The sequence below is a fragment of the Streptomyces sp. FIT100 genome (genome assembly GCF_024584805.1).
In the GTDB taxonomy this organism is placed as follows: Bacteria; Actinomycetota; Actinomycetes; order Streptomycetales; family Streptomycetaceae; genus Streptomyces.
In genome coordinates, this window is record NZ_CP075715.1 from 1,335,251 (window position 1) to 1,356,906 (window position 21,656).

Annotated in this window: 19 protein-coding genes and 2 pseudogenes; 10 read left to right on the top strand and 11 right to left on the bottom strand. The window is 73.1% G+C overall.

The features are described 5' to 3' along the window. Positions 1-73 precede the first annotated feature (73 nt). The gene (locus KK483_RS05780) at positions 74-2,881 is read right to left on the bottom strand and encodes a penicillin acylase family protein (protein WP_262004130.1); all 2,808 of its coding nucleotides are present in this window, start codon (positions 2,879-2,881) and stop codon (positions 74-76) included. A 210-nt stretch (positions 2,882-3,091) separates the two neighbouring features. Between KK483_RS05780 and KK483_RS05785 the strand changes: the two genes are divergently transcribed. The 4 genes and pseudogenes from KK483_RS05785 (at position 3,092) to KK483_RS05800 (ending at position 5,843) form a co-directional block, all read left to right on the top strand. Next, positions 3,092-3,703, top strand: a complete 612-nt coding sequence (locus KK483_RS05785) for a hypothetical protein (protein ID WP_262004131.1) — start codon at positions 3,092-3,094, stop codon at positions 3,701-3,703. A gap of 74 nt (positions 3,704-3,777) precedes the next feature. Further along, positions 3,778-4,488 (top strand): 3-keto-5-aminohexanoate cleavage protein, encoded by a 711-nt coding sequence (locus tag KK483_RS05790; protein WP_262004132.1) that lies wholly within the window; start codon positions 3,778-3,780, stop codon positions 4,486-4,488. Positions 4,489-4,869: 381 nt separating this feature from the next. Beyond that, a pseudogene (locus tag KK483_RS35460) lies at positions 4,870-5,130 on the top strand (AIR synthase-related protein); the annotation flags it as partial. A gap of 2 nt (positions 5,131-5,132) precedes the next feature. Then, positions 5,133-5,843, top strand: a complete 711-nt coding sequence (locus KK483_RS05800; protein ID WP_262004133.1) for a YoaK family protein — start codon at positions 5,133-5,135, stop codon at positions 5,841-5,843. A 4-nt stretch (positions 5,844-5,847) separates the two neighbouring features. On the opposite strand, the gene soxR is transcribed toward KK483_RS05800, so the two are convergent. Beyond that, positions 5,848-6,324, bottom strand: a complete 477-nt coding sequence (gene soxR / locus KK483_RS05805; RefSeq protein ID WP_262004134.1) for a redox-sensitive transcriptional activator SoxR — start codon at positions 6,322-6,324, stop codon at positions 5,848-5,850. 156 nt (positions 6,325-6,480) lie between these two features. Here soxR and KK483_RS05810 point away from each other — a divergent pair, with 156 nt between their 5' ends. Further along, positions 6,481-6,942, top strand: coding sequence for a MaoC family dehydratase (locus KK483_RS05810; protein ID WP_262004135.1), 462 nt, complete (start codon positions 6,481-6,483; stop codon positions 6,940-6,942). Between the two features lie 86 nt (positions 6,943-7,028). On the opposite strand, the gene KK483_RS05815 is transcribed toward KK483_RS05810, so the two are convergent. From KK483_RS05815 to KK483_RS05825, 3 genes are all read right to left on the bottom strand, one after another. Next, on the bottom strand, positions 7,029-7,673 hold the full coding sequence (locus KK483_RS05815; protein ID WP_262004136.1) for a TetR/AcrR family transcriptional regulator: 645 nt from the start codon (positions 7,671-7,673) through the stop codon (positions 7,029-7,031). Between the two features lie 78 nt (positions 7,674-7,751). Next, positions 7,752-8,039: a YiaA/YiaB family inner membrane protein gene (locus tag KK483_RS05820; protein WP_262004137.1), complete on the bottom strand. Its 288-nt coding sequence runs from the start codon at positions 8,037-8,039 to the stop codon at positions 7,752-7,754. Positions 8,040-8,108: 69 nt separating this feature from the next. Next, positions 8,109-9,263 carry an acyl-CoA dehydrogenase family protein gene (locus KK483_RS05825; protein WP_262004138.1) on the bottom strand — a complete coding sequence of 385 codons (1,155 nt, stop codon included), beginning with the start codon at positions 9,261-9,263 and terminating at the stop codon, positions 8,109-8,111. A gap of 62 nt (positions 9,264-9,325) precedes the next feature. On the opposite strand from KK483_RS05825, the gene KK483_RS05830 reads away from it, so the two are divergent. The 3 genes and pseudogenes from KK483_RS05830 to KK483_RS05840 all read left to right on the top strand — a co-directional run bounded on the left by KK483_RS05830 (position 9,326) and on the right by KK483_RS05840 (position 11,815). Continuing rightward, the gene (locus tag KK483_RS05830) at positions 9,326-10,003 is read left to right on the top strand and encodes a TetR/AcrR family transcriptional regulator (protein WP_262004139.1); all 678 of its coding nucleotides are present in this window, start codon (positions 9,326-9,328) and stop codon (positions 10,001-10,003) included. Between the two features lie 113 nt (positions 10,004-10,116). After that, positions 10,117-10,817, top strand: a pseudogene (locus KK483_RS05835) (ArsR/SmtB family transcription factor). A 32-nt stretch (positions 10,818-10,849) separates the two neighbouring features. Next, positions 10,850-11,815 carry a DMT family transporter gene (locus KK483_RS05840; protein WP_262004140.1) on the top strand — a complete coding sequence of 322 codons (966 nt, stop codon included), beginning with the start codon at positions 10,850-10,852 and terminating at the stop codon, positions 11,813-11,815. Here the strand turns inward: KK483_RS05840 and KK483_RS05845 are convergent. Beyond that, positions 11,778-13,112 carry an MFS transporter gene (locus KK483_RS05845; RefSeq protein WP_262004141.1) on the bottom strand — a complete coding sequence of 445 codons (1,335 nt, stop codon included), beginning with the start codon at positions 13,110-13,112 and terminating at the stop codon, positions 11,778-11,780. The genes KK483_RS05840 and KK483_RS05845 overlap by 38 nt on opposite strands. Positions 13,113-13,266: 154 nt before the next feature. On the opposite strand from KK483_RS05845, the gene KK483_RS05850 reads away from it, so the two are divergent. Further along, positions 13,267-13,839 carry a putative glycolipid-binding domain-containing protein gene (locus KK483_RS05850; RefSeq protein ID WP_262009356.1) on the top strand — a complete coding sequence of 191 codons (573 nt, stop codon included), beginning with the start codon at positions 13,267-13,269 and terminating at the stop codon, positions 13,837-13,839. Here KK483_RS05850 and KK483_RS05855 read toward each other — a convergent pair. From KK483_RS05855 to KK483_RS05875, 5 genes are all read right to left on the bottom strand, one after another. Further along, positions 13,809-14,939: a Zn-dependent alcohol dehydrogenase gene (locus tag KK483_RS05855; RefSeq protein ID WP_262004142.1), complete on the bottom strand. Its 1,131-nt coding sequence runs from the start codon at positions 14,937-14,939 to the stop codon at positions 13,809-13,811. The genes KK483_RS05850 and KK483_RS05855 overlap by 31 nt on opposite strands. A 17-nt stretch (positions 14,940-14,956) precedes the next feature. After that, positions 14,957-16,348 carry an aldehyde dehydrogenase family protein gene (locus KK483_RS05860; RefSeq protein ID WP_262004143.1) on the bottom strand — a complete coding sequence of 464 codons (1,392 nt, stop codon included), beginning with the start codon at positions 16,346-16,348 and terminating at the stop codon, positions 14,957-14,959. A gap of 183 nt (positions 16,349-16,531) precedes the next feature. Beyond that, the gene (locus tag KK483_RS05865) at positions 16,532-16,894 is read right to left on the bottom strand and encodes a hypothetical protein (protein ID WP_262004144.1); all 363 of its coding nucleotides are present in this window, start codon (positions 16,892-16,894) and stop codon (positions 16,532-16,534) included. 168 nt (positions 16,895-17,062) lie between these two features. Next, positions 17,063-19,363 (bottom strand): molybdopterin oxidoreductase family protein, encoded by a 2,301-nt coding sequence (locus KK483_RS05870; RefSeq protein ID WP_262004145.1) that lies wholly within the window; start codon positions 19,361-19,363, stop codon positions 17,063-17,065. A 166-nt stretch (positions 19,364-19,529) separates the two neighbouring features. After that, the gene (locus KK483_RS05875) at positions 19,530-20,138 is read right to left on the bottom strand and encodes a TetR/AcrR family transcriptional regulator (protein ID WP_262004146.1); all 609 of its coding nucleotides are present in this window, start codon (positions 20,136-20,138) and stop codon (positions 19,530-19,532) included. Positions 20,139-20,315: 177 nt separating this feature from the next. Here KK483_RS05875 and hmgA point away from each other — a divergent pair, with 177 nt between their 5' ends. Further along, a complete protein-coding gene (gene hmgA, locus KK483_RS05880) occupies positions 20,316-21,644 on the top strand; it encodes a homogentisate 1,2-dioxygenase (protein ID WP_262004147.1) in 1,329 nt (442 codons plus the stop codon). Positions 21,645-21,656 lie beyond the last annotated feature (12 nt).

Sequence of the window (21,656 nt, forward strand, 5' to 3'; positions counted from 1 at the left end):
GCCCCCTGCGCCCACCGGGGCGCAGGGGGCGCAGGGGGGCAGGGGGCGCAGGGGGGCAGGAGGCGAGCTTGCGTCAACGGTGGGTCGGGAACTCCACCACCTGCTGGTACGTCGGACGGTTCTGCCAGTGGACGGCCGGATGCGTGATGCCGCCCAGCGCGCGGTGCACGATCGCGTCCGTGCACCACTGGTCACCCGCCGCGCAGTTCTCGTCGCCGGGGTACACCTGGTTCGCCGGCTTCGCCACCGCCTGCCCCAGGGTCGTCAGGAGCGTCTCACGGCACGCGCTCAGCACCCCGCCACCGCAGTACGGGCGTGCCAGCGGACCCGCCACCGGCCGGCCGAGGACCCGGCGGAGGTCCTTGTCGGCCAGGCCCCACCAGCCGTTCTGGAAGGCGGAGCCCCCGTGCGCCCCGGTCGGCCCGTGGTTCGCCGCGGGCGACTCGTCGACGGCGAGGCTCGCGGTCAGGGCGGCGTACAGCTCGTCACCGAGCCCCGGCCTGAACTCGGCCTCCACCAGCAGTGGCCACCACGCGTCCATGATCCGGACCGCCTCGGCGTGGGCGTAGGCGTGCGACCCGGGTGAGGTCTCCTTGCGCTGCGCACCGGCCGCCCGCCAGGCGTCCAGCTTCTGCACGGCGGCGTTCAGCTGCGGATCGGCGACGGGCGTGCTGCGCACCACCGCCAGCAGTTCGGGAAGCAGCTGCTCGCCGCGCAGATCGGTGACGCCCGCCTCGGCCATCGCCCGGGTCAGCGAGGCCCGGGTGACCCCGCCGTCCGCTACGAGCTCGGCCACCCTCCCGTCGAGCAGATCGCCGCGGTGCACGGCGCCGAAGCCGAACCCCGCGGTGTTGTAGTCCTTGGCCTGCCGGTTGTTCCAGGAGATGTAGTAGTCCTGGCCGACGGACTGCGGATGCTGCGCGAAGGGCGTGTACGCGGCGGTGTTGGCGGCGGGGTCGAAGCCCTGCCACTCGTACGCCTGCTCGGCCTTCACGGGCAGCGCCGGATCGACCCCCGCCGCGCGCACGGGGTTCATGCCGCTGTTGTAGTAGGCGGCGGTTCGGGAGTCCGCGTAGAACCAGTTGAAGGCGTAGTCGATGTGGTGGACGGCCTGCTGGAAGGAGGCGGCGTCCGTCACGTACGACGGGTCGTTGAGCAGCTGGAAGCCGATGATCGAGTCGGCCTCGTGGCGGTAGGTGGTCCGCAGGGTGGTGTACGCGACGGGCTTGCCGCCGACCGTGGCGCGGTGCGTGACGATGCCGTACTTGGTGCGCCAGACCTGCATGCGGTACGAGCCCTCGGCCGTGCCGTCGGCGACGGTGGGCTTCCAGGAGTTGCGCTTCTCCAGCTTCTCCATCGGGGTGCACACGCCCCGGTAGAGGTAGTGGGTGTCGTCCTGGCACAGCTCGATCGCATAGGTGTCGGTCAGGTCCTGGGCCGCCGACGTCGCGGACCAGGCGTAGTCCTGGCCGCGGCCCATCTGGACGTACATGCCGACACCCGCGAAGGAGACGCCGCGGGCGGAGATGCCCGGCCCCTGGAGCTCCTGGAGCATCAGCAACTGCGGCGCGAAGTAGCCGGTCTGCGGCCCGAAGACGGCGACCGGGTTTCCGCTCGCCGTGTGCGCGCCGGAGACGAGCAGGGCGTTGGACATGCCGCGCTTCGGGTCGAGCGAGCCGGGCGGCAGGACGCCGTCGTCGAAGATGCCCTGGGCGGGCCTGAGGCGCTGTGGGGCGCGCACCGGCGCCCTGGCGCCGGTGCCGGCCGAGCCGGTGCGGTCGTACACGAGCTGCTCGGCCCTGACGGAGCCCGGGTCGGGCAGGGCGGTGCCGCGCGGGTTCGCGGGCTTCTCGGCGTACGGGAAGGAGGTGCCGTCGTGCACGGTGAGCACGGCCTCGGGGTCGTTGCGCTGGCGGAACGACTCCCAGACGGCGGTGCCTTCGACGACGCCGTACTTCTGCTGCGCGGCGAGGAGCGAGAGGGCGGCCTGGACCTCGCCGCCACCGCCGCCGCCGAACTGGCCGCCGACGACGGAGGCGATGGCGATGAGGTCGGTGAGCTTGAACGGCTGGATCTCGCCGACGTTGGTGATGGAGTCGATGTGGCCGGTGAGGACGTACTCGCCGGGGAAGTACCTGCCGTCCTTGGCCTGCTCTCGGTAGGCGTTGATGCCGTCGACGTATGCCTGCGCGTCGGCCATGGCCTGTTCGCCGCGGGCACCCTCGGTGCCGCGGATACGGGCGATCTGGGCCTCGTAGTCGGCCTCGGTGTACGGGGCCTGCGGCCAGAACTGCTGCTCCAGGCCCTGGTTGGCGAGCGCGCCGCCGGCGAACGAGGTCAGCTCGCCTCGGCCGATGTGCCGGAACAGGTCCATCATCCACAGCCGGTCCTGGGCGGCCGCGTACCCGGCGCCGAACTCCGTGCCGTAGCGGGTGGTGCCCTTGATGTGCGGGACACCGGTCTTCCTGTCCCGGGTGATGGTGACGTCCGGGCGCGGTGTCGCGACGGACTCGACCTGGTCGGCCGGGACGCCGAAGGAGGCGTCGTTGAAGAAGTCGGTGAGCCTGGCGTCGGTGAGGCCGCCGTAGCCGCCCACGAGGGATTCGTAGCGGGCGAGTTGGTCGGAGCTGTGGGCGGGACGGGTGCCGAGGACCTGGTGCAGAAGGATGTCGGCGAGCGTCGCGTTGCCGTTCTGGCCGGGCGGCAGGATGTCGGCGCACTGGCTCAGGCCCTGGTTCAGGCAGTGGTCGGGGGCGGGGTCGGGGCCGGCGGTGGCGGCCGCGGCGCCCTGCGGCAGCGGGGCCAGCAGGGCCGTTCCGAGTACGAGTGCCGCACAGGCGGTTCTGAAGCGTCCGGTGGGGGGTCCGGTGCGTCGTCGCATGGATGCTCCTCGGGGCTGGGCCCTGTCGGTCGAAGAGGCGGGTGCGGCGGAGGTTACCGGCGGTATGACGGATCGTTGAGATGAACAACCGTCACTTTTTCCGAATCGCCACACCCGCAATCCGCTGTACGGATGTTCGAGGGAGCCGGATCGGGTACTCGTACGTCCATTCCTCAACGCCGAAGTACGAGCGACGGAGGTGGCAGTGCCATGGCCGGTTTCCGGAGTCTTGCGAGACAGGTGCGCGACCCGCGGGGTGATCTGGCGCTGCGGCGCCATTCGCTGCGGAAGTGCCTGGAGCGGTTCGCCCCTTACGGGCACCGGGCGACCTGGCACCATCTGTGCGCCAGGCACGGCATAGGGCCCGATGACCGGGCACCCGATCCGGAGCGGCTGGTGGCCGCGGTCGATGAACTGGAAGAGGCCCGGGACGTGTGGCTCGCGTACGAGGAGGAGTTCGCGGAGCGCCGCAAGCGCGAGAAGCACAACGGGCTGCGGCGGCCCGGGGCGTTCGACGACTGGCACCGGCGGACCTGGGGCGGCAATGGCATCGCACGCTGCGTCGATCCCGCGGTGCATCCGGTCGCTCCGCTGGGAGAAGTGCTGCGACGGCTGATCACCGCGCTGGGAGCCGCGCCCGGGGCGGTCTGCCCGGTGTGCCGGGGCAACCGGATCGTGTGGCGCCAGGATCTGGCGAACGAGCCGTGGTTCGGCCCGGTGTGCACCGGCTGCGGTGTGGTGGTGCCACGGCCGGTGCTGACCAACGACGCCGTCAGGGCCGCCAAGCGGATCAGGGGTGTGGAGCTGGCCTCGGTGGCGTAGCGCGCACCGCGCCGACCGGTTCGGCGTGCGTCGCAGGCGGTGCGCTGTCAGTGGCGGCTGGCACCATCGGAGCCATGATCCAGGTCTGTCTCAACGGGCCCCGTGGCGCGGGTGATTCGCCCGCGGTGCCCATGTCACCGGCCGCGCTGGCCGAATCGGCGGCGGCCGCGGTCGCCGCCGGCGCGGCGGAGGTGCATGTGCACCCGAAGACGCCGTGCGGAAGCGACTCGCTGTCGCCGCGTGTGGTCGCCCCCGTCCTTGAGGCGGTGCAGGCCGTGGTGGACGTCCCGGTGGGCGTGACCACGGGCGCCTGGGCCGAGCCCGACCCGGCCCGGCGGGCCGAACGCATCCGCTCCTGGACGGCGCTGCCCGACCACGCGTCGGTGAACTGGCACGAGGACGGCGCCGAAGAGCTCGCTGCGGCCCTGCTGGAGCGCGGGGTCGGCTTCGAGGCCGGCGTCTGGTCGGGCACCCCCGGCGCCCGGCGCTTCCTGCGCTCCCCCCTCGCGCCGCACGCGCTCCGCGTACTGGCCGAGGTGACGGACCCGTCCCCCGCCACCGCCGCGTCCTCGGCCCGCGCCCTGCTGGCCGAACTGGGCGCCGCCCACGGCCTGCCCGTCCTGCTCCACGGCGAGGACGCCGGAGCCTGGCCGGTCCTGCGCCTGGCCCGTCGCCTCGGTCTCGACACCCGCATCGGCCTGGAGGACACCCTGCTCCTCCCGGACGGCCGCCCCGCCCCCTCCAACGCGGCGCTGGTCGCGGCGGCCCGGGCTCAGCCGCCGTGAAAGGGCGGGACGTTACCAGAGCGGAAATCGATGGCCCACAGGAATGGGGCGCGTGCACAGTGGACCCGATGTGAACCACGCCCGAGGAGTCCCGACATGTCGACGGTGCGCGTCACCGCCGACCGCTGACGATCCATGAGCGTCCGAACGCGGACCCGCTCACGAGTGAGCGCCCGGCGCGGGTCGGCCGGCGGCGCGGGGTGGCCCGTCACGGGGGTGCGGGCCACCCGGCGCCCCCCCGGCGCCGCCCGGCGCCCCGGCGCCATCCGGCCCGGCCTGTGCGCGGCTTGCGGCGGTCGCCCGGCCACGCGCGCGTGGGGCGGTCGGGTGCGACAGTTCCTCGAGCAGCGCGACCATGTCCCGCACGACCTCGGGACCGATGAGGTTCATCGGCGGGCGTTGAACGTGGCGGTCCTGATCTCGGCCTCCCGCGACGGCATGGTCGACGCGGCGCACGACCTGTCGGACGGCGGTCTCGTCCAGGCCGTCACCGAGTCGTGCCTGGGCGGCGGCAAGGGCGCACGCCTGGTCGTCCCCGACGGCCTGGACGCCTTCGCCTTCCTCTTCAGCGAGTCGGCGGGCCACGCGCGCCCACGGTCGGCGCAATGCGGTCGGCGGGCGGGCGACGGGCCGAGACTCGGCGCGTGAAGTCCACGCACGGTACCGCCCTCACCACGACGATGGTGGCGCTCACCGCGGTCACCGGGATGGTGGAAGCGATCAGCGTCCTCGCGCTGGGGCCGGTCTTCACGGCCGTCCAGACGGGCAACACACTCTTCCTGGCGTTCGCGGTGGGCGGCGCCCGGACTCTGTCCGTGGCCGCGTGCCTGGCCTCGCTCGCCGGTTTCGCCCTCGGGGCGGTGCTGGGCGCCCGGTTCGAGTCGCACGAGGACAGCGTCGGGCGCCGGTGGCTCGTCATGGCCCTCTACGGCGAAGCCGTTCTGCTGGCCGTCGCCGGGCTGGTGGCCTGGGGGGTCGTGCGCGCCGGCGAACCTCCCTCCGGCCGGCACTACGTGGTCATCGCGCTGGTCGCCTTCGCCATGGGCATGCGCAATGTCACGACCATGCGCGCGAGCGTCCCGGACGTGCCGACGACGGTGGTCACCCGGTCGATGACGGCGCTTCTCGGCGGCTCGCCCCTCGGCCTCGACACCCGGATCCCGACGGGCACCCGCAATACGCTGCGCCGTGTCGCCGCGGTCCTGGCCATGTTCGCCGGAGGTCTGCTGGGCTCGTGGCTGATCCACGAGGCCGTCGAACCGCCCCTCCTGCTCATGGGCACCGCGGCGTTCGTGCTGGTCGTCGCGTTCCTGTACTCGTTCACCCCGCGCCCGAGCCCCTCCGACCGCGGCTGAGGGGTCAGTCGGCTGCCTGGGCGCGCCGGCGTTCCGGCATCAGACGCGAGCCGGCCATGCGTTCGCCGAAGACGTCGTCCGGGTTGGAGAGGACGCATGTCTCCAGCGACAGACAGCCGCAGCCGATGCAGTCGGTGAGGTGGTCGCGCAGCCGCCCGAGCTGCTTGATGCGCTCGTCGAGCTCGGAGCGCCATGCCTCGGAGAGCCGTGCCCAGTCCGCGCGGTTGGGCGTACGCCCCTCGGGGAGTTCGGCCAGGGCGTCGCGGATCGTGGCCAGCGGAATGCCGACGCGCTGCGCGGCGCGGACGAAGGCGACCCGGCGCAGCGCGTCGCGCCCGTACCTGCGCTGGTTCCCCGGAGTCCTGCGGCTGCTGATGAGTCCCTTGGACTCGTAGAAGTGCAGGGCGGACACCGCGGCTCCGCTGCGCGCGGAGAGCTGGCCGACGGTGAGTTCGTGGACGTTCTCGGGAATCTGCGGCACCCGCCGAGCCTAGGGCGTCCGGCGGATCATGCTGGGCCCGCTGTCGTTCGCGCGGCTCACGGCTCGGGGCTCCGTTGACAGAAGCCCTCACCGCGACCATGCTAAGCAGTCGCTTAGGCATACATAGGGACCGGGCGAGAGGCAGGAGACAGGGACATGGCCGAGCCGAGGATCTTCACATCCGCCGAGGAGCTGACCGCCGGGGTCGGCGAGCAGCTGGGGTACAGCGACTGGCTGGAGGTCGAGCAGAAGCGGATCGACCTCTTCGCCGAGGCCACCGGCGACCACCAGTGGATCCACGTGGACCCGGAGCGCGCCGCGGGCGGGCCGTTCGGGACGACCATCGCGCACGGCTATCTGACGCTGTCGCTGCTGCCCACCCTGGTCCCTCAGATCATGCGGGTCGAGGGGATGAAGATGGGCATCAACTACGGGACGAACAAGGTGCGTTTCCCCTCCCCCGTCCCGGTCGGCTCGCGGCTGCGCGCGACCGCCGTCCTCAAGAGCGTCGAGGAGGCGGGCGGCGGCGTGCAGGTGACGGCCGTCGTCACCGTGGAGCGCGAGGGCGGCGACAAGCCGGTGTGCGTCGCCGAGTCGGTCTCCCGCTACTTCTTCTGAGCGTTCCTGCCTCCGGGCGTTCCTGCTTCCGGGCGTTCCTGCCTCCGGACGCCCCTGCTTCCGGCCACCGCTTCTTCCGGGCGCTGCTACTTCCGAGCGCCCGTCTGCGCACCGGAACCCACCATCCGCAGCACGAGGTCGGCGTACAGCGCGCCGACCTCGTCCGGCGTCCGGCGCCCCTGCACGTTGAACCAGCGCGCCACGTCGATGCAGAGGGACAGCACGGCGAGGGTCGTGCCCGGCACGTCGGGGACGTCGAACTCCCCCGCCGCCACGCCTTCGTTGAGGATCCGGCGCACCGCCGCGTCGCTCCTGCGGCGCAGCTCGACGATCTCGGTCCGGTGCTCCTCGCTGAGCGCGTCGAGTTCGTACTGGACGACACGCGCGGTCATGTGGTGTCCGGCGTGCCAGCGGACGAAGGAGTGTACGGCGTCGGCGAGCCGCTCGGCCGCCGTGCCGCCGCTGCCGGCCGCCGCCTCCAGGATCTCCAGCGCCCGGTCGTGGCCGATTCGGCTGATCCGGTGGAGCAGTTCTTCCTTGGTCTTGTAGTGGATGTACAGCGCGGCCGGACTCATTCCGGCCCGGCCCGCGATGTCGCGCGTCGTGGTCGCGTGGTAGCCGCGCTCGGCGAACGCCTCGACGGCGGCGACCAGCAGCCTCCTGGCCGCCTCCGGGGTGACCTCACCCCACGGCACGTCCTCGGCGCCGGGCGTTTCCTCCGCCGTGCTCATCGCTCGCCCCTTCCGTCCGACAGGACGAACACCATACCCCGAACCTGAGCAAGCGCTTAGACCCTGTCCATCGCTTCGTCACAGCTTCTGGAAGGGGTCGTGCTCCGCGAGGAGCTTCTCCAGCCGCGCCTGGTCGACACGGCTGACGATCTGCCCGGCCTCCTGCTTGTCCCGCACCACCTTGGCCAGTGTGAACGCCGAGGTCGTGAGGTAGAGGACCGCGATCCCGAGGAAGGCGCGCACCCAGACGTCGGCCTCCAGATTGAAGATTCCGAGGGCGACGGCCGCGAGCGCGACGGCGAAGGAGGCGACGGCCTGACCGTAGTACGCCGTCGTGTTCTGCTGTTTGACCGGGGTCTCACTCATGCCGGAAGGATGCGCGGGACGGGTCCCGGCCGGCATCCGCTCCCGTACTCACCCGCCTCACCCGCGTACTCAGAACGCCGAGACCCCGGTCAGCGCGCGGCCGATGATCAGCTTCTGGATCTGGCTGGTGCCCTCGTAGAGGGTCATCACGCGCGCGTCGCGCAGCAGCTTGCCGACCGGGTACTCGTCGATGTAGCCGTAGCCGCCGAAGACCTGGAGCGCGTTGCTGGCGGCGCGGACGGCGGCCTCGGAGGCGAAGAGCTTCGCCTGGGACGCGGCGGTGGCGAACTCCCCGCCGCGGTCGACGAGGTCCGCGACGCGCCAGGTCAGCAGCCGGGCGGCGTCCACATCCACGGCGATGTCGCTGATCAGCTCCTGCACCAGCTGGTACGAGGCGATCGGCTTGCCGAACTGCTCGCGCTCGCGCGCATAGCCGACGGCCGCGTCGAGCGCCGCCTGGGCGATGCCGACACAGCCCGCGGCCACCGACATCCGGCCCTTGGCGAGCGCGGACATGGCGATCGAGAACCCCTTGCCCTCGGGCCCGAGCATGGCGTCGGCCGGCACGCGCACGTCCTCCAGGACCAGTTCGGCCGTGGCCTGGCCACGCAGGCCGAGCTTGCCGCGGACGGTGCGCCGGGTCAGTCCGGGCGTGTCGGCCGGCACGAGGAAGGCGGATATCCCGCGGTGCCCGGGGGCGTCGCCGGTGCGGGCGAAGAGCAGCACGACATCGGCCCAGGTGCCGTTGGTGATGAACATCTTCGAGCCGTTGACGACGTACGCGTCGCCGTCCCGTACGGCCCGGGTGGCGAGGCCGGCCGCGTCCGAGCCGGTGCCCGGCTCGGTGAGCCCGAAGCAGCCGAGGGCCTCGCCTGCGGCGAGCCGCGGCAGCCAGTGCCGCTTCTGCTGCTCACTGCCCCAAGCGGCGATGGTCTTGGCGACCAGACCGAGGGAGACGGACACGATGCCCCTGACCGACGAGTCGCCGCGCCCGAGCTCCTCCGTGACCAGGCAGTACGCGAGGTGGTCGCCGCCCGAGCCGCCGTACTCCTCGGCGACGGTGAGGCCGAGGAAGCCGACCGAGCCGAGCTTCTTCACGATCGACTTGTCGACACTCTCGGCCCGGTCCCAGTCGACGGCATGGGGGGCGATCTCACGGTCGACGAAGTCGCGGGCGAGCTGCCGGACGGCCTTGTGCTCGTCGCCGAGTTCCAGGTTCACCACTGGACATCCCGCCTTTAACTATCACTGCTAGTTTCCGATCGGCAGGCCCTACTATGTGCGCCATGGCCCGACCGCGCAAGCCCCTCCTCAGCAGAGACCGCATCGTCGGGGCCGCGAGCGCGCTCGTCGACGCGGAGGGCCTGGAGGCGGTCTCCACCCGCCGGCTCGCCGCCGAGCTGGGCGTGAGCGGGCCGTCCCTGTACAACCACTTCCGCAACAAGGACGAGATCCTCGACGCGGTCGCCGACGCGGTCAGCGCCAAGGTCGACCTGTCGATGTTCGACGAGTCGGACAGCCGCGACTGGCGCACCGCACTGCACGACTGGGCCGTCTCCTACCGCGCGGCCCTCGCCGACCACCCCCGCCTCGTCCCCCTCCTCGCCCGCGGCCCCGGCCGCCGTCCCGCCGGCCTGAAGGTCGCCGACGCGGTCTTCGGAGCGATGGTGCGCGCGGGCTGGCCCCCCGCCCAGGCCACCCGCATCGGCGCCCTGATGCGGTACTTCATCACCGGCTCGGCGCTCGGCTCCTTCGCCCGCGGCTTCGTGCAGGACGAGACCGCCTACGACCCCGCCGACTACCCTCACCTCGGCCAGGCTCATCTCCTCGCCGACCGCCAGGAGCAGGTCGACGAGGGCGCGTTCGCGACGGGGCTGCGGGCGCTGCTGGACGGCCTTGCGGTGCAGTACGAGGCGGGGGTGCGGGAGGCGTGGGGGAAGAAGGGCCCCACGGGCGGCTCGTAGCGGCGGCGCGGGCGGGGCAAGGGATGCGGTACTCCGCGGTCCGGCACGGCCGGCGGCGCATGGACGAGAAGGCTTCGGCCGCCACCGAACAGTGACTGCGCCACCCTGGAGGCATGGCTTCCAACGATGTCGCCGCCCTCGCGGCGCTGCTCGCCGACGAGACCCGCGCCGCCTTCTGCCTGGCCCTGCTGGACGGACGGGCCTGGACGGCCGGGGAGCTGGCCCGGCATGCCCGGGTGGCCCCCTCCACCGCGAGTGAGCATCTGGGGAAGCTGGTGGCGGGCGGGCTGCTGGCCGAGGAGCGGCAGGGGCGGCACCGTACGTGCGGCTGGCCGGGGAGTCCTCCGCGCACCTGGTCGAGCTGCTCGCCGCGCACGCCGCGCACGCCGCGCCGTCCGACGAGCCGCCGCGGACGCTGCGGGCGGCGAGCGCGCGCAGCGCCATGGCCCGCGGACGCACCTGCTACGACCATCTCGCCGGGAGGCTCGGCACCGCGATCACGGACGCGATGACCGCGCGGGGCCTACTGCGCCAGGACACCGGTTTCGCGCTGACCGATGCGGGTCTGGAGTGGTTCCGGACGGTGGGGATCGCGCTGCCCTCGGGTGGGCGGCGGCCGCTCGCCCGGGCGTGCCTGGACTGGACGGAGCGCCGCCCGCACCTGGCCGGGCTCGCCGGGGCGGAGCTGTGCCGGCACGCCCTGAGCGCCGGCTGGTGTGCGCGCATCGGCTCGGAACGTGCGGTCCGGGTCACCCCGGACGGCGAGCGGGCCCTCGGCGATCTGCTCGGGATCGACGCGGGGATATTGCGGTGAGCGCCGAAGCGTCGTCGGCGTACGGTCGCTCCATGACCTCCACCCCCTGGCGCGCTGTCGCCGCTGCCGCGACGACCGTCGTTCTCTGGGCCTCGGCCTTCGTCTCGATCCGCAGCGCCGGTGCGGAGTACTCCCCCGGCGCGCTCGCGCTCGGCCGGCTGCTCGCCGGGGCCCTGGTCCTGGTCGCGATATGTGCCGTACGGCGCGAGGGGCCCCCGCCCCGGGCCGCCTGGCCGGGGATCGCGGTCTCCGGGCTGCTCTGGTTCGGGCTGTACATGGTCGTCCTGAACTGGGGCGAGCAGAAGGTCGACGCGGGCACCGCGGCCCTGGTGGTCAATGTCGGCCCACTGGTCATGGCGCTGCTGGCGGGGTGGCTGCTCAAGGAGGGGCTGCCGCCGCGGCTGCTCGCCGGGATGGGCGTGTCCTTCGCGGGCGCGGCGGTGGTCGGTCTGTCGATGTCCGGTGAGGGCTCGGCGTCGGTGCTCGGCGTGGCCCTGTGCCTGCTCGCCGCGGTCTCGTACGCGGCCGGGGTGGTGGCCCAGAAGCCCGCCCTGCGGCACGCGTCCGCGCTCCAGGTGACGACCTGGGGCTGTGTGATCGGGGCGGTGGCGTGTCTGCCGTTCGCCGGGGTGCTGGTGCGCGAGGTGGCCGCGGCGCCCGCGGCGGCGACGCTCAACATGGTGTACCTGGGCGTGTTCCCGACCGCGCTGGCGTTCACGACCTGGGCGTACGCGCTGGCCCGTACGACCGCGGGCAGGATGGGCGCGACCACGTACGCCGTGCCCGCCCTGGTGGTGCTGATGTCCTGGCTTTTCCTGCAGGAGGTGCCGGGCCTGCTGACCCTGCTGGGCGGTGTGGTGTGTCTGGCGGGTGTGGCGGTGTCGCGCTCGCGGGCGCGTACGCCGGCCCGGGCGGACCGGACCGGCGTCACGGAAGCGGCCGCGACCGCGGCCGCCGATGTCAGTCCCGCGCAGCCGCCCGCTTCGCGAGAATCCTGATCGACGCGAGCGCGATGACGGCGAGGCCGATGATGTAGCCGGAAACGGCCATCGAGGTGCCGGTCGCCTCCAGCAGCAGCACCATGACGAAGGGCGCCAGGCCGCCGCCGAAGACCGCGGCGATCTGGTAGCCGAGCGAGGCGCCGGTGTACCTCATCTCGGCGGTGAACAGCTCGGCGAAGAGCGCGGCCTGCGGTCCGTACATGATGCTGAGGAAGCAGCTGGTGACGAAGGTGCCGACGGCCAGCCACAGCAGCGACTTGGTGTCGATGAGCAGGAACAGCGGCACCGCCCACACCAGCAGCCCGACCGCCCCGAAGGCGTAGATCCGCAGCCGTCCGATGCGGTCGGAGAGGGCGGCGGACGCCGGTATGAGCGCGAGCTGGGTGAGGCTGACGCAGAGCGAGACGGTGAGCACCGCGTCGCGCTCCATGCCGAGTTCGCGGGTCGAGTAGTCCAGGACGCCGGTGATGATGATGTAGAACGTCGCGGTGTTGACGGCGAAGGAGCCGCCGGCGAGGAACACGGTGCCCAGGTGCCGGCGCAGGATCGTCCGGAGCGGCGAGCGGGGCTCGCTCTTCTCCTGCTCGGCCAGGGCCTGTTCGGCCTCGCGGAACTCGGGGGTCTCCTCGACGCGGGTGTGGATGAACCAGGCGAGTCCGAGGACGAGGAAGCCCACGACGAACGGCACCCGCCAGCCCCAGGAGGCGAAGGCGGCGTCGTCGGTGAAGGCGCCCGCGATCAGGAAGACGCTGTTGGCGGTGACCACTCCGATGGGCACCCCGAGCTGGACGAGGCTTCCGTACAGCCCGCGCTTGCCCTCGGGGGCGTACTCGGTGGCCATCAGCATCGCGCCGCCCCACTGGGCGCCGACGGCGACGCCCTGCATGACGCGGAGCAGCACCAGCAGCAGCGGTGCGGCGATGCCGATCGTCTCGTACGTCGGCAGGAGGCCGATTCCCGTGGTGGCGACGCCCATCAGCGTGAGCGCGAGGACGAGCATCGGCTTGCGGCCGCGCTTGTCTCCGAGCTGGCCGGCGATGATGCCGCCGATCGGGCGGGCGAGGAAGCCGACCGCGAAGGTGGCGAAGGCCGCGAGGACGCCGGCCGACGCACTGCCCGAGGGGAAGTACAGGTCGCCGAGCACGAGGGCGGCCGCGATACCGAAGACGAAGTAGTCGTACCACTCGACGGCGGAGGCGAGAGCGGCCGCGGTGGCCACGCGGCGGCGGTGCCGGTCGGTGGGGGCGGCCACCTGTGCCGAACCGGCGAGCGGGGAAGGGGGTGCCGTGTCCATGCGTGCACACTCCGATGGGTGCGGGGGACGAGGAGTGCGGGGACCGTACCGACCGGGTGGTATGGCGGTCAACGGGTCGCGCAGCAGGAGTTTTTGCTCGATCATTACCCGTCAGTAGCGCCCTGGACATGCCATGGTGAACGCCGTGAGCCTCATGCCCCCGCCCTCGACCGCCGCCTGGCGGCACCAGGACACCCGAGCGGGCTTCGAAGTCGCCTACTTCCAGGCCGTGGAGAACGGCTGGCACATCGACGGGTACACGTCCGCCTGGGCGGACGGCGGTACCTTCGCCGTCGAGTACGCCATCGAACTGGACACGGCCTGGCGGACCATGGGCGCCCGGATCCGCGGCCGGTCGCCCGCGGGGCCCAGCTCGACGGTGCTGGCGACGGACGGTTCGGGGCACTGGCAGGTCGACGGGGAGCCGGCGCCGCACCTCGACGGCTGCTTCGACATCGACCTGGAGGCGTCGGCCCTGACCAACGCCCTGCCCGTGCGCCGCCTGGAGCTGCCGGCCGGGGCCGCGGCGGGCGCGCCGGCGGCCTGGGTGCGCGCGGTCGGCCTCCGCGTCGAACGGCTGGAGCAGACCTACGCCCGCACCGCCGACGAGGCCGGGCACCAGCGCTACGAATACGCGGCCCCCGCCCTCGACTTCGCCTGCCGCATCGTCTTCGACGAGTCGGGACTCGCGCTGGACTACCCGGGGATCGCCGTCCGCGTCGCCTGATCCGCAGAGGAGGCCCCGGCGGGGAAGACGACCAGCGCCCTGCCGCCCTTGCCCGCGAGCATGGTGTCGAAGGCGGCCGGGATGCCGTCGAGCCCGATCCGCTCGGTGACCAGCGTGCTCAGGTCCAGACGCCCCGCGCGGATGTGCTCCGCCAGCACCGGCAGGTCACGCGCCGGGTCGCAGTTGCCGTACACGCAGCCCGCGAGCGTACGACCCCAGTGGAAGAGTTCCAGCGCGTTGAAGGTGACCCGCTGGTCCTTGCCGCCGATGCCGACGACGGTCGTGCGGCCGCCGCGCCGGGTCGCGTCCCAGGCGGTACGGATCGTGTCCGCACGGCCGACGCACTCGATCGCCACGTCGGCGCCCTGCCCACCCGTCAGCCCCCGGATCTGCCGCACCGTCGTGTCCGAGGCGACGACGTACTCGGTGGCGCCTGCGCTGCGGGCGAGGGCCTCCTTCTCCTGCGACACATCGACGGCGATGACCGTCGAGGCTCCCGCGATCCGCGCGGACTGGAGGGTCGCGAGGCCGACCCCACCGACGCCGAGGACGACCACCGTCTCGCCCTCGCGGACGCGCGCCGAGTGGTGGACCGCCCCGTAGCCGGTGAGGACCGCGCAGCCGAGGAGTGCGGCGTCGGTGAGCGGGACGCCGTCCGGGACCGGGAGCACGCAGTTCGCCGCGACGACGGTCTCCTCGGCGAACGCGGCCACGTTGAGGCCGGGGTGGAGCTCGGTGCCGTCCTCGGCGACGGCGTACACGGCGCCCGCGCCGGTGAGTGCATCGGCGCAGAGCCAGACCTCGCCGAGCGAGCAGTGGTGGCACTTTCCGCAGGACGGCGCCCAGTTGAGCACCACGCCGTCGCCGGGCGCGACATGGGTGACGCCCTCGCCGACGGAGACGACCGTGCCCGCGCCCTCGTGGCCGAGGACGGCGGGGACGGGGACGCGCATGGTGCCGTTGGAGAGGGAGAGGTCCGAGTGGCAGACCCCGGCGGCGGCGAGGCGGACCCTCACCTGGCCGGGTCCCGGCTCGGGGAGGCGGATGCCGGTGATCTCCAGCGGAGAACCGACGGCGGGCAGGACTGCGGCGCGGACCACGGTGTGATTCTCCCGGCTCAGAACTGGAGGGACTTGGTCTGAAGGTACTCGGCGAGGCCGTGCGGACCGAGCTCGCGGCCGACGCCGGACTGCTTGTGACCGCCGAACGGGGCCAGCGGGTTGAAGCGGCCGCCGTTGATGTCGACCTGGCCGGTCTGCATACGGCGGGCGAAGGCGACGGCAGCGTCCCGGTCGCCCCAGACGGCGCCCGCGAGACCGTACACGGTGCCGTTGGCGATGCGGAGGGCGTCGTCCTCGTCCTCGTACCGCAGGATCGAGACGACCGGGCCGAAGATCTCCTCCTGGGCGAGGGACATCTCGGGGGTGACGTCGGCGAAGACGGTCGGCGCGACGTAGTAGCCCGTCTCGCGCGGGGCCTCGGGGCCACCGGCGACGAGCCGGGCGCCCTCGGCGACGCCCTGCTCGATGTGGCCGCGGACGCGCTGCCGCTGCTTGGCGCTGACGAGCGGGCCGATGCGGTCGCCGGGGACGTACTTGGCGACGGCGGCGACGGCCAGGGCCACGGCCTCGTCGTACTGGTCGCGGTGGACCAGCATCCGGGTCCAGGCGCTGCACGTCTGGCCGGAGTTGGACATGACGTTGGCGATGCCGACGTTGACGGCGCGGGCGAGGTCGGCGCTCGGCAGGATCACGTTGGCCGACTTGCCGCCGAGCTCCAGGGCGACGCGCTTCACGGCGCCGCCCGCCGTCGCGCCGATCCGCCGGCCGACGGCGGTGGAGCCGGTGAACGAGACCAGGTCGACGTCCGGGTGTTCGGCGAGTGCCTGGCCGGCGACCGGTCCGAGGCCGGTGACGAGGTTGAACACCCCGGCCGGAAGCCCCGCTTCGTGCACGGCCTCGGCGAAGAGCTGGGCGGTCAGCGGGGTGTCCTCGGCGGGCTTGAGCACCACCGTGCAGCCGGCGGCGAGGGCCGGGGCGACCTTGGCGACGATCTGGTGGAGCGGGTAGTTCCAGGGGGTGATGGCGCCGACGACGCCGACGGGCTCCAGCAGGACGGTGGAGTTGCCGATCTGCTCCTCGAAGGGGTACGAGGCGGCCAGCTCGGCGTACGAGCCCGCGACCAGGAGGGGCAGGCCGGCGTGGACGGACTCGGCGAGTCCGGTCGGGGCGCCGAGCTCCGCGGTCACGGTCCGGGCGATCTCGTCCTTGCGGGCGGCCAGGGCGTCCCGGAGCGCGGCGAGCTTCTCGGCGCGGTGGGCGGGGGTGGTGGCGGCCCACCCCGGGAACGCGGCGCGGGCGGCGCGGACCGCATCGTCCACGTCCTGCGCCGTGCCGGCCGGGACGTGCGCGATGACCTGCTCGTCGGCGGGGTTCACCACGGGGATGGTGTCGGGGGAGGCGGCAGAGCGCCAGGTGGCGCCGATGTACATGCCGTCATGGGCCTTCATCCGCGTGCTCCTTCGGACGGGGGAGGCGTCGTGCCGCGGAGCCCAAACTAGCGGTGATAGTTTTCGCGCGCCAGGGCGGGGCGGGGTGCGGTGGGTCTCCCCCGCCCCACCCCGCCTCCTGTCCCGTGATGGCGGCATGGCGCCCGGCCGCGGCATGGCGTCATGGCGCCCGGCTGCGGCCGGTCAGGCAGGCGTCTGGCCGAGGACCGGGGTCGGCGCGGCGGTCGGGTGCGGTGCGCGGGAGGCCGAGGGGGAGATGGGGGTGACCCGGGACGACGGGTCCTGGGCGTGGGCCGGTTGGGGGCGCGGGGCCGTGATGGCGGGGGGCTGGGGCTGGTCCTCGGGGGGCTTCGCCACCGAGGACCAGGTGCGCAGCCGGTGGCTGGCCGCCTCGTCGAGGCTCACCGGGGCCCCGCGCTGTTCCGCCAGCCGGCTGGCCTCGCGGCCGAGGGCCGCCACGTCGTCCCAGCGCAGCCGCAGCACCACGGACAGTTCGGCACCGCCGTCCGGGAGCCCTTTCATGATCGGGCCGTCAGCATTGGTCATCGCCGCTCCTGCTCCTCTCGTCCGCCCGAACGGTCCGCCCGGGCAGTGCGCGCGAGCCGGTCCGCCCGAGTCGTCCGCCCGAGTCGATTCCTCACAGGAGTACGGCGCGCCGGGCCGCCTTGTTCACCCGGTGGTCGTTCACCCGGTGGTCGTTCACCCGGTGGTCGTTCACCCGGTGGTCGTTCGTCCGGTGGTCGTTCGTCCGGTGGTCGGTGACACGTCGACGGGGAAGCCGTTGAGGACGGCGGTGCCGGACAGCGGGTCGAGCAGCGAGCCGTCCAGGAGCTGGTTCACGTTGACTCCGGGGCGGGCCGCTGCCACCGACAGACGCGTACCGGGCCGGTCGTGGCCCCAGCCGTGCGGCAGGCTCACGACCCCGGTCCGTACGGCGTCGGTGACTTCGGCCGGGACCTCCAGCGCCCCGCCGGCGGCCTCGACCCGGGCGAGGTCGCCGTCGCCGAGGCCGAGGCGGGCGGCGTCGGCGGGGTGGATCTGCAGGGTGCAGCGGTTGGAGCCGCCGACCAGCGTGGGGACGTTGTGCATCCAGCTGTTGTTGGAGCGCAGATGGCGGCGGCCGACCAGGACGAGCCGGCCCTCCGGCCGCTCGGTGAGCGCGCGGCGGAGCCTGGGCAGATCGTCCGCGATGGGGCCGGGCAGGAGCTCGATCCGGCCGCTGCGGGTCCTGAGGACCTGGGGGACGCGCGGCAGGAGCGGACCGAGGTCGACTCCGTGCGGGGCGGCGCGCAGGTCGTCGAGGGTCAGACCGTACGGGCCGAGCCGCAGCATCATGTCGAGGCGACGCTCGGGGCCCGTGTCGCCGGTCAGCCCGGCGGCGAACTCCTTGGCGTCCTGGCCGTGGACCGGTGAGTGCGGGTCGGCGACGGCCTTGGCCAGGGTCTGTTCGATCACCATGTCGTCGACCGCGGACGGGGCGGCGCCGTGCATACCGGTCACGGCGAGGATCAGCCGGGCATGGATCTCGCACTCGTCCAGGAGCCCCGGGTCGAGGGGCACGGCGGCGGGTGTGTAGCGGGCCTGGTTGCGTACGGCGAAGGCGTTGAAGGCGAAGTCGAAGTGGGCGCTGCGGGACGGTGGCGGCGGGGGCAGGACGACGTCGGCGTGGCGAGAGGTCTCGTTCAGATAGGGGTCGACGCTGACCATCAGGTCGAGTCCGGTGCTCAGCGCGTGGTCGAGGCGGTCGCCGTCGGGCGCGGACAGCACCGGGTTGGCGGCGATCGCGATCAGGGCGCGGACGCGCCCTTCGCCCGGGGTCCCGATCTCCTCGGCGAGCGCGGCGATGGGCAGTTCGCCCTTGGCCTCGGGGTGGCCGCTGACCCTGCTCGCCCAGCGGCCCAGGGCGAAGCCCTTGCCGGGCGCCGCCGGGCGGGGGGCGCGGTCGGTGGCGGCGAGCGGGAAGAGCGCGCCGCCGGGCCGGTCGAGGTTGCCGGTGAGGATGTTGAGGACGTCGACGAGCCAGCTGGCGAGGGTGCCGTGGGCGACGGTGCAGCTGCCGATGCGGCCGTAGACGGCGGCGGCCGGGGCGGCGGCCAGCTCGCGGGCGATGGTACGGATCTCACCGGCGTCCAGGTCGCAGACCGGCGCGACGGCTTCGGGCGTGAAGTCGCCCAGCGCGGCGCGGACTTCGTCCGTGCCCTGCACGTGCGCGGCCAGGCCCCCGGGGTCGGTGAGGTCGGTCAGTCCCTCCTCGAACAGGACCTGGACGAGGGCGGCGAGCAGCAGCGCGTCGGTGCCGGGGCGGATGGCGATGTGCCGGTCCGCCAGTTCGGCGGTGCGGGTGCGGCGCGGGTCGACGACGGTGAGCGTGCCGCCGCGGCGGCGCAGCGCCTTGAGCTTGCCGGGGAAGTCGGGTGCGGTGCACAGACTGCCGTTGGAGTCGAGCGGGTTGGCGCCGATGAGGAGCAGATGGGCGGTGCGGTCCAGATCGGGCACGGGGATGGCGTTCGCGCTGCCGTAGAGCAGTCCGCTGGAGACGTGCTTGGGCATCTGGTCGAGCGTCGAGGCGGTGAAGAGGTTGCGGGTGCGCAGGGCGGAGAGGAGTACGGGTGGGTACAGCCCGCCGGCCATGGTGTGCACGTTCGGGTTGCCGAGGACGACTCCGACCGCGTGCGGCCCGTGCTCCTCGATCAGCGGGCGTATCCGGGCGGCGATGGTGTCGAACGCCTCGTCCCAGGTGGCCTCGCGCAGTTCGCCGCGGCCGTCGCGGACGAGGGGCGTGCGCAGCCGGTCGGGGTCGGCGTCGAGCTGGCCGAACGACGCCCCCTTGGGGCAGATGAAGCCCTCGCTGAAGACGTCGTCGCGGTCGCCGCGCGCGCCGGTGACCCTGTCCCCCTCGATGGTGAGCGTCAGTCCGCAGGTGGCTTCGCAGAGGGGGCAGATCCGCAGGGCGGTGCGGGCTCCGGCACGAGTCGCGCCGCGGGTGGCGTCGTGTCCTGCGGCTGTTCCTGGCATGGGGCCCTCCCGGGGCGGCGGCAGCGGTGACGCACGGGCGAGCCGAGCATACCGACCGGTACGCACAGTGGCGAGGGTCCGGCCCGGCGGGGCCAGAGCGGCCCGGCGGGGCGCCGACCCCGGGGCGGGAGGGGGACCGGGGCGGAAGGGGGGACCGGGCCGCGGATCAGTCCAGTACGCGGGCGAGGTACGCGTACAGCAGCTCTCTGGTCTCCGCGATGATCTCCGGATCACCGGACGGGCCGACGCGGAAGGCGAGTTGGAGGAGCGCGTCGGCGGCTTCGACGGCCACGAGCGTGGCGCGGCGCAGCGACGCGTCGACGGTCAGTCCCAGGTGGGCGCCGAGCAGCTCGGCGAGGCGGTCGGCGACTTCGTGGTTGGCCCCGGACGCGGGGGCGGCGAGGGGGATGCGGTGGCCGAAGTCGACGAGCGCGAAGCCGGGTACGGTCCGCTTCATCGCCAGGTACTCGTCGAGCACGGCATCGACCACACCGCGCCAGTCGGCCGCGGGCAGCGCCGCGATGCGCTCCGTGATCCGCTGCGCGTAACCGTCCAGGTTCCGGGCGGCGAGGGCCTCGGCCATGGCGCGCTTGTTCCCGAAGAAACGGTAGACCGAGCCGATCGGCACGCCGGCGCGGGCGGCGACGTCGCGGGTGGACAGATCCTCGTAGCCCGTCTCGTCGAGGAGCGCGGCGCAGGCGTCCAGGATCCGGGTCAACCGCTCGGCGCTGCGCTGCTGCACGGGCATACGGCGGAGTGGGTTGGCTGAGGGCATCGCCCCATCATGCCGCCGACCGCGCGGAAGGGGCACGCCGGGGATGTGGGAGCCGGCCGGAGCGGCGCCTCGGGTGGAAACCGCCGCCGCCGGCGGGAAGGTTGCCGTTGACGGGCGCCGCCCGCAATCCTACTGTCAACCATAGGATTCCTTGGTACGGACGCATCGGGAGTACGGATGAGCGGCATCGAGCAGGCGAGGAAGACGGCGGAAGGGCTGGCGTTCCTGTCGGGCTTCGGCAACGAGCACAGCTCGGAGGCGGTGCCCGGCGCACTGCCCCTCGGGCGGAACTCGCCGCAGCGCGCACCGCTCGGCCTGTACGCGGAGCAGCTCAGCGGCTCCGCCTTCACCGAGCCGCGCGCCCACAACCGCCGCTCGTGGCTGTACCGGATCCGCCCCTCGGCAGCCCATCCCCCGTTCGTCCGCGCCGACAACGGTGCCATCCGCTCCGCGCCGTTCACCGAGACCGTGCCCGACCCGAACCGGCTGCGCTGGAACCCGCTGCCCGAGCCCGGGCCCGGTACCGACTGGCTGGCGGGCCTGTGGACCCTCGGCGGCAACGGCGACGCCACCCAGCGCACCGGCATGGCCGTGCACCTCTACCACGCCAACGCCTCCATGGGGCGCCGGGTCTTCAGCGACGCCGACGGCGAGCTGCTGATCGTGCCCGAGCACGGCGGACTGCTGCTCCGCACCGAGCTCGGCCTGCTGGCCGTGCGCCCGGGCGAGGTGGCACTGGTCCCCCGCGGGGTGCGCTTCCGCGTCGAGCTGCTCGACGAGACGGCCCGCGGCTACGTCTGCGAGAACTACGGACAGCCCTTCCAGCTGCCCGACCTGGGGCCGATCGGCGCCAACGGCCTCGCCAACCCGCGGGACTTCAGGGCACCGGTCGCCGCGTACGAGGACGTCGAGGAGCCGGTGGAGGTGGTCAACAAGTTCTGCGGCAACCTCTGGACGGCGACGTACGACCACTCCCCCCTCGATGTCGTCGCCTGGCACGGCAACCATGTGCCGTACGTCTACGACCTGCGCACCTTCAACGTCATCGGGACCATCTCCTACGACCACCCGGACCCGTCGATCTTCACGGTCCTGACGTCGCCCAGCGACACCCCCGGGCTCGCGGGCGTGGACTTCGTCGTCTTCGCCCCGCGCTGGCTGGTCGGGGAGGACACCTTTCGGCCCCCGTACTTCCACCGGAACGTGATGAGCGAGTACATGGGGCTCATCGAGGGCGCCTACGACGCCAAGACCGCCGGTGAAGGGGGTTTCGTCCCCGGCGGCGGCTCGCTGCACAACATGATGTCCGCGCACGGACCCGACCGGGAGACCTTCGACCGCGCCAGCGCCGCCGAGCTGCGGCCGCAGAGGATCGACGACGGTCTCGCGTTCATGTTCGAGACCCGCTGGCCGGTCACCGCCACCGTCCAGGCCGCGAACGCCGGACACCTGCAGAGGGGGTACGACACCGTGTGGCAGGGTCTTGAGCGCCACTTCCGGTCCTGAGCGCCGCCCTCC

What these genes read in the sequence shown, in the direction of transcription:
- KK483_RS05780 (WP_262004130.1), bottom strand. Translation starts at nt 2,881, where the DNA reads ATGCGACGACGCACCGGACCCCCCACCGGACGCTTCAGAACCGCCTGT.
- KK483_RS05785 (WP_262004131.1), top strand. Translation starts at nt 3,092, where the DNA reads ATGGCCGGTTTCCGGAGTCTTGCGAGACAGGTGCGCGACCCGCGGGGT.
- KK483_RS05845 (WP_262004141.1), bottom strand. Translation starts at nt 13,112, where the DNA reads ATGGACACGGCACCCCCTTCCCCGCTCGCCGGTTCGGCACAGGTGGCC.
- KK483_RS05790 (WP_262004132.1), top strand. Translation starts at nt 3,778, where the DNA reads ATGATCCAGGTCTGTCTCAACGGGCCCCGTGGCGCGGGTGATTCGCCC.
- KK483_RS05865 (WP_262004144.1), bottom strand. Translation starts at nt 16,894, where the DNA reads ATGACCAATGCTGACGGCCCGATCATGAAAGGGCTCCCGGACGGCGGT.
- hmgA (WP_262004147.1), top strand. Translation starts at nt 20,316, where the DNA reads ATGAGCGGCATCGAGCAGGCGAGGAAGACGGCGGAAGGGCTGGCGTTC.
- KK483_RS05815 (WP_262004136.1), bottom strand. Translation starts at nt 7,673, where the DNA reads ATGAGCACGGCGGAGGAAACGCCCGGCGCCGAGGACGTGCCGTGGGGT.
- KK483_RS05875 (WP_262004146.1), bottom strand. Translation starts at nt 20,138, where the DNA reads ATGCCCTCAGCCAACCCACTCCGCCGTATGCCCGTGCAGCAGCGCAGC.
- KK483_RS05840 (WP_262004140.1), top strand. Translation starts at nt 10,850, where the DNA reads ATGACCTCCACCCCCTGGCGCGCTGTCGCCGCTGCCGCGACGACCGTC.
- KK483_RS05860 (WP_262004143.1), bottom strand. Translation starts at nt 16,348, where the DNA reads ATGAAGGCCCATGACGGCATGTACATCGGCGCCACCTGGCGCTCTGCC.
- KK483_RS05820 (WP_262004137.1), bottom strand. Translation starts at nt 8,039, where the DNA reads ATGAGTGAGACCCCGGTCAAACAGCAGAACACGACGGCGTACTACGGT.
- KK483_RS05850 (WP_262009356.1), top strand. Translation starts at nt 13,267, where the DNA reads ATGCCCCCGCCCTCGACCGCCGCCTGGCGGCACCAGGACACCCGAGCG.
- KK483_RS05830 (WP_262004139.1), top strand. Translation starts at nt 9,326, where the DNA reads ATGGCCCGACCGCGCAAGCCCCTCCTCAGCAGAGACCGCATCGTCGGG.
- KK483_RS05870 (WP_262004145.1), bottom strand. Translation starts at nt 19,363, where the DNA reads ATGCCAGGAACAGCCGCAGGACACGACGCCACCCGCGGCGCGACTCGT.
- KK483_RS05810 (WP_262004135.1), top strand. Translation starts at nt 6,481, where the DNA reads ATGGCCGAGCCGAGGATCTTCACATCCGCCGAGGAGCTGACCGCCGGG.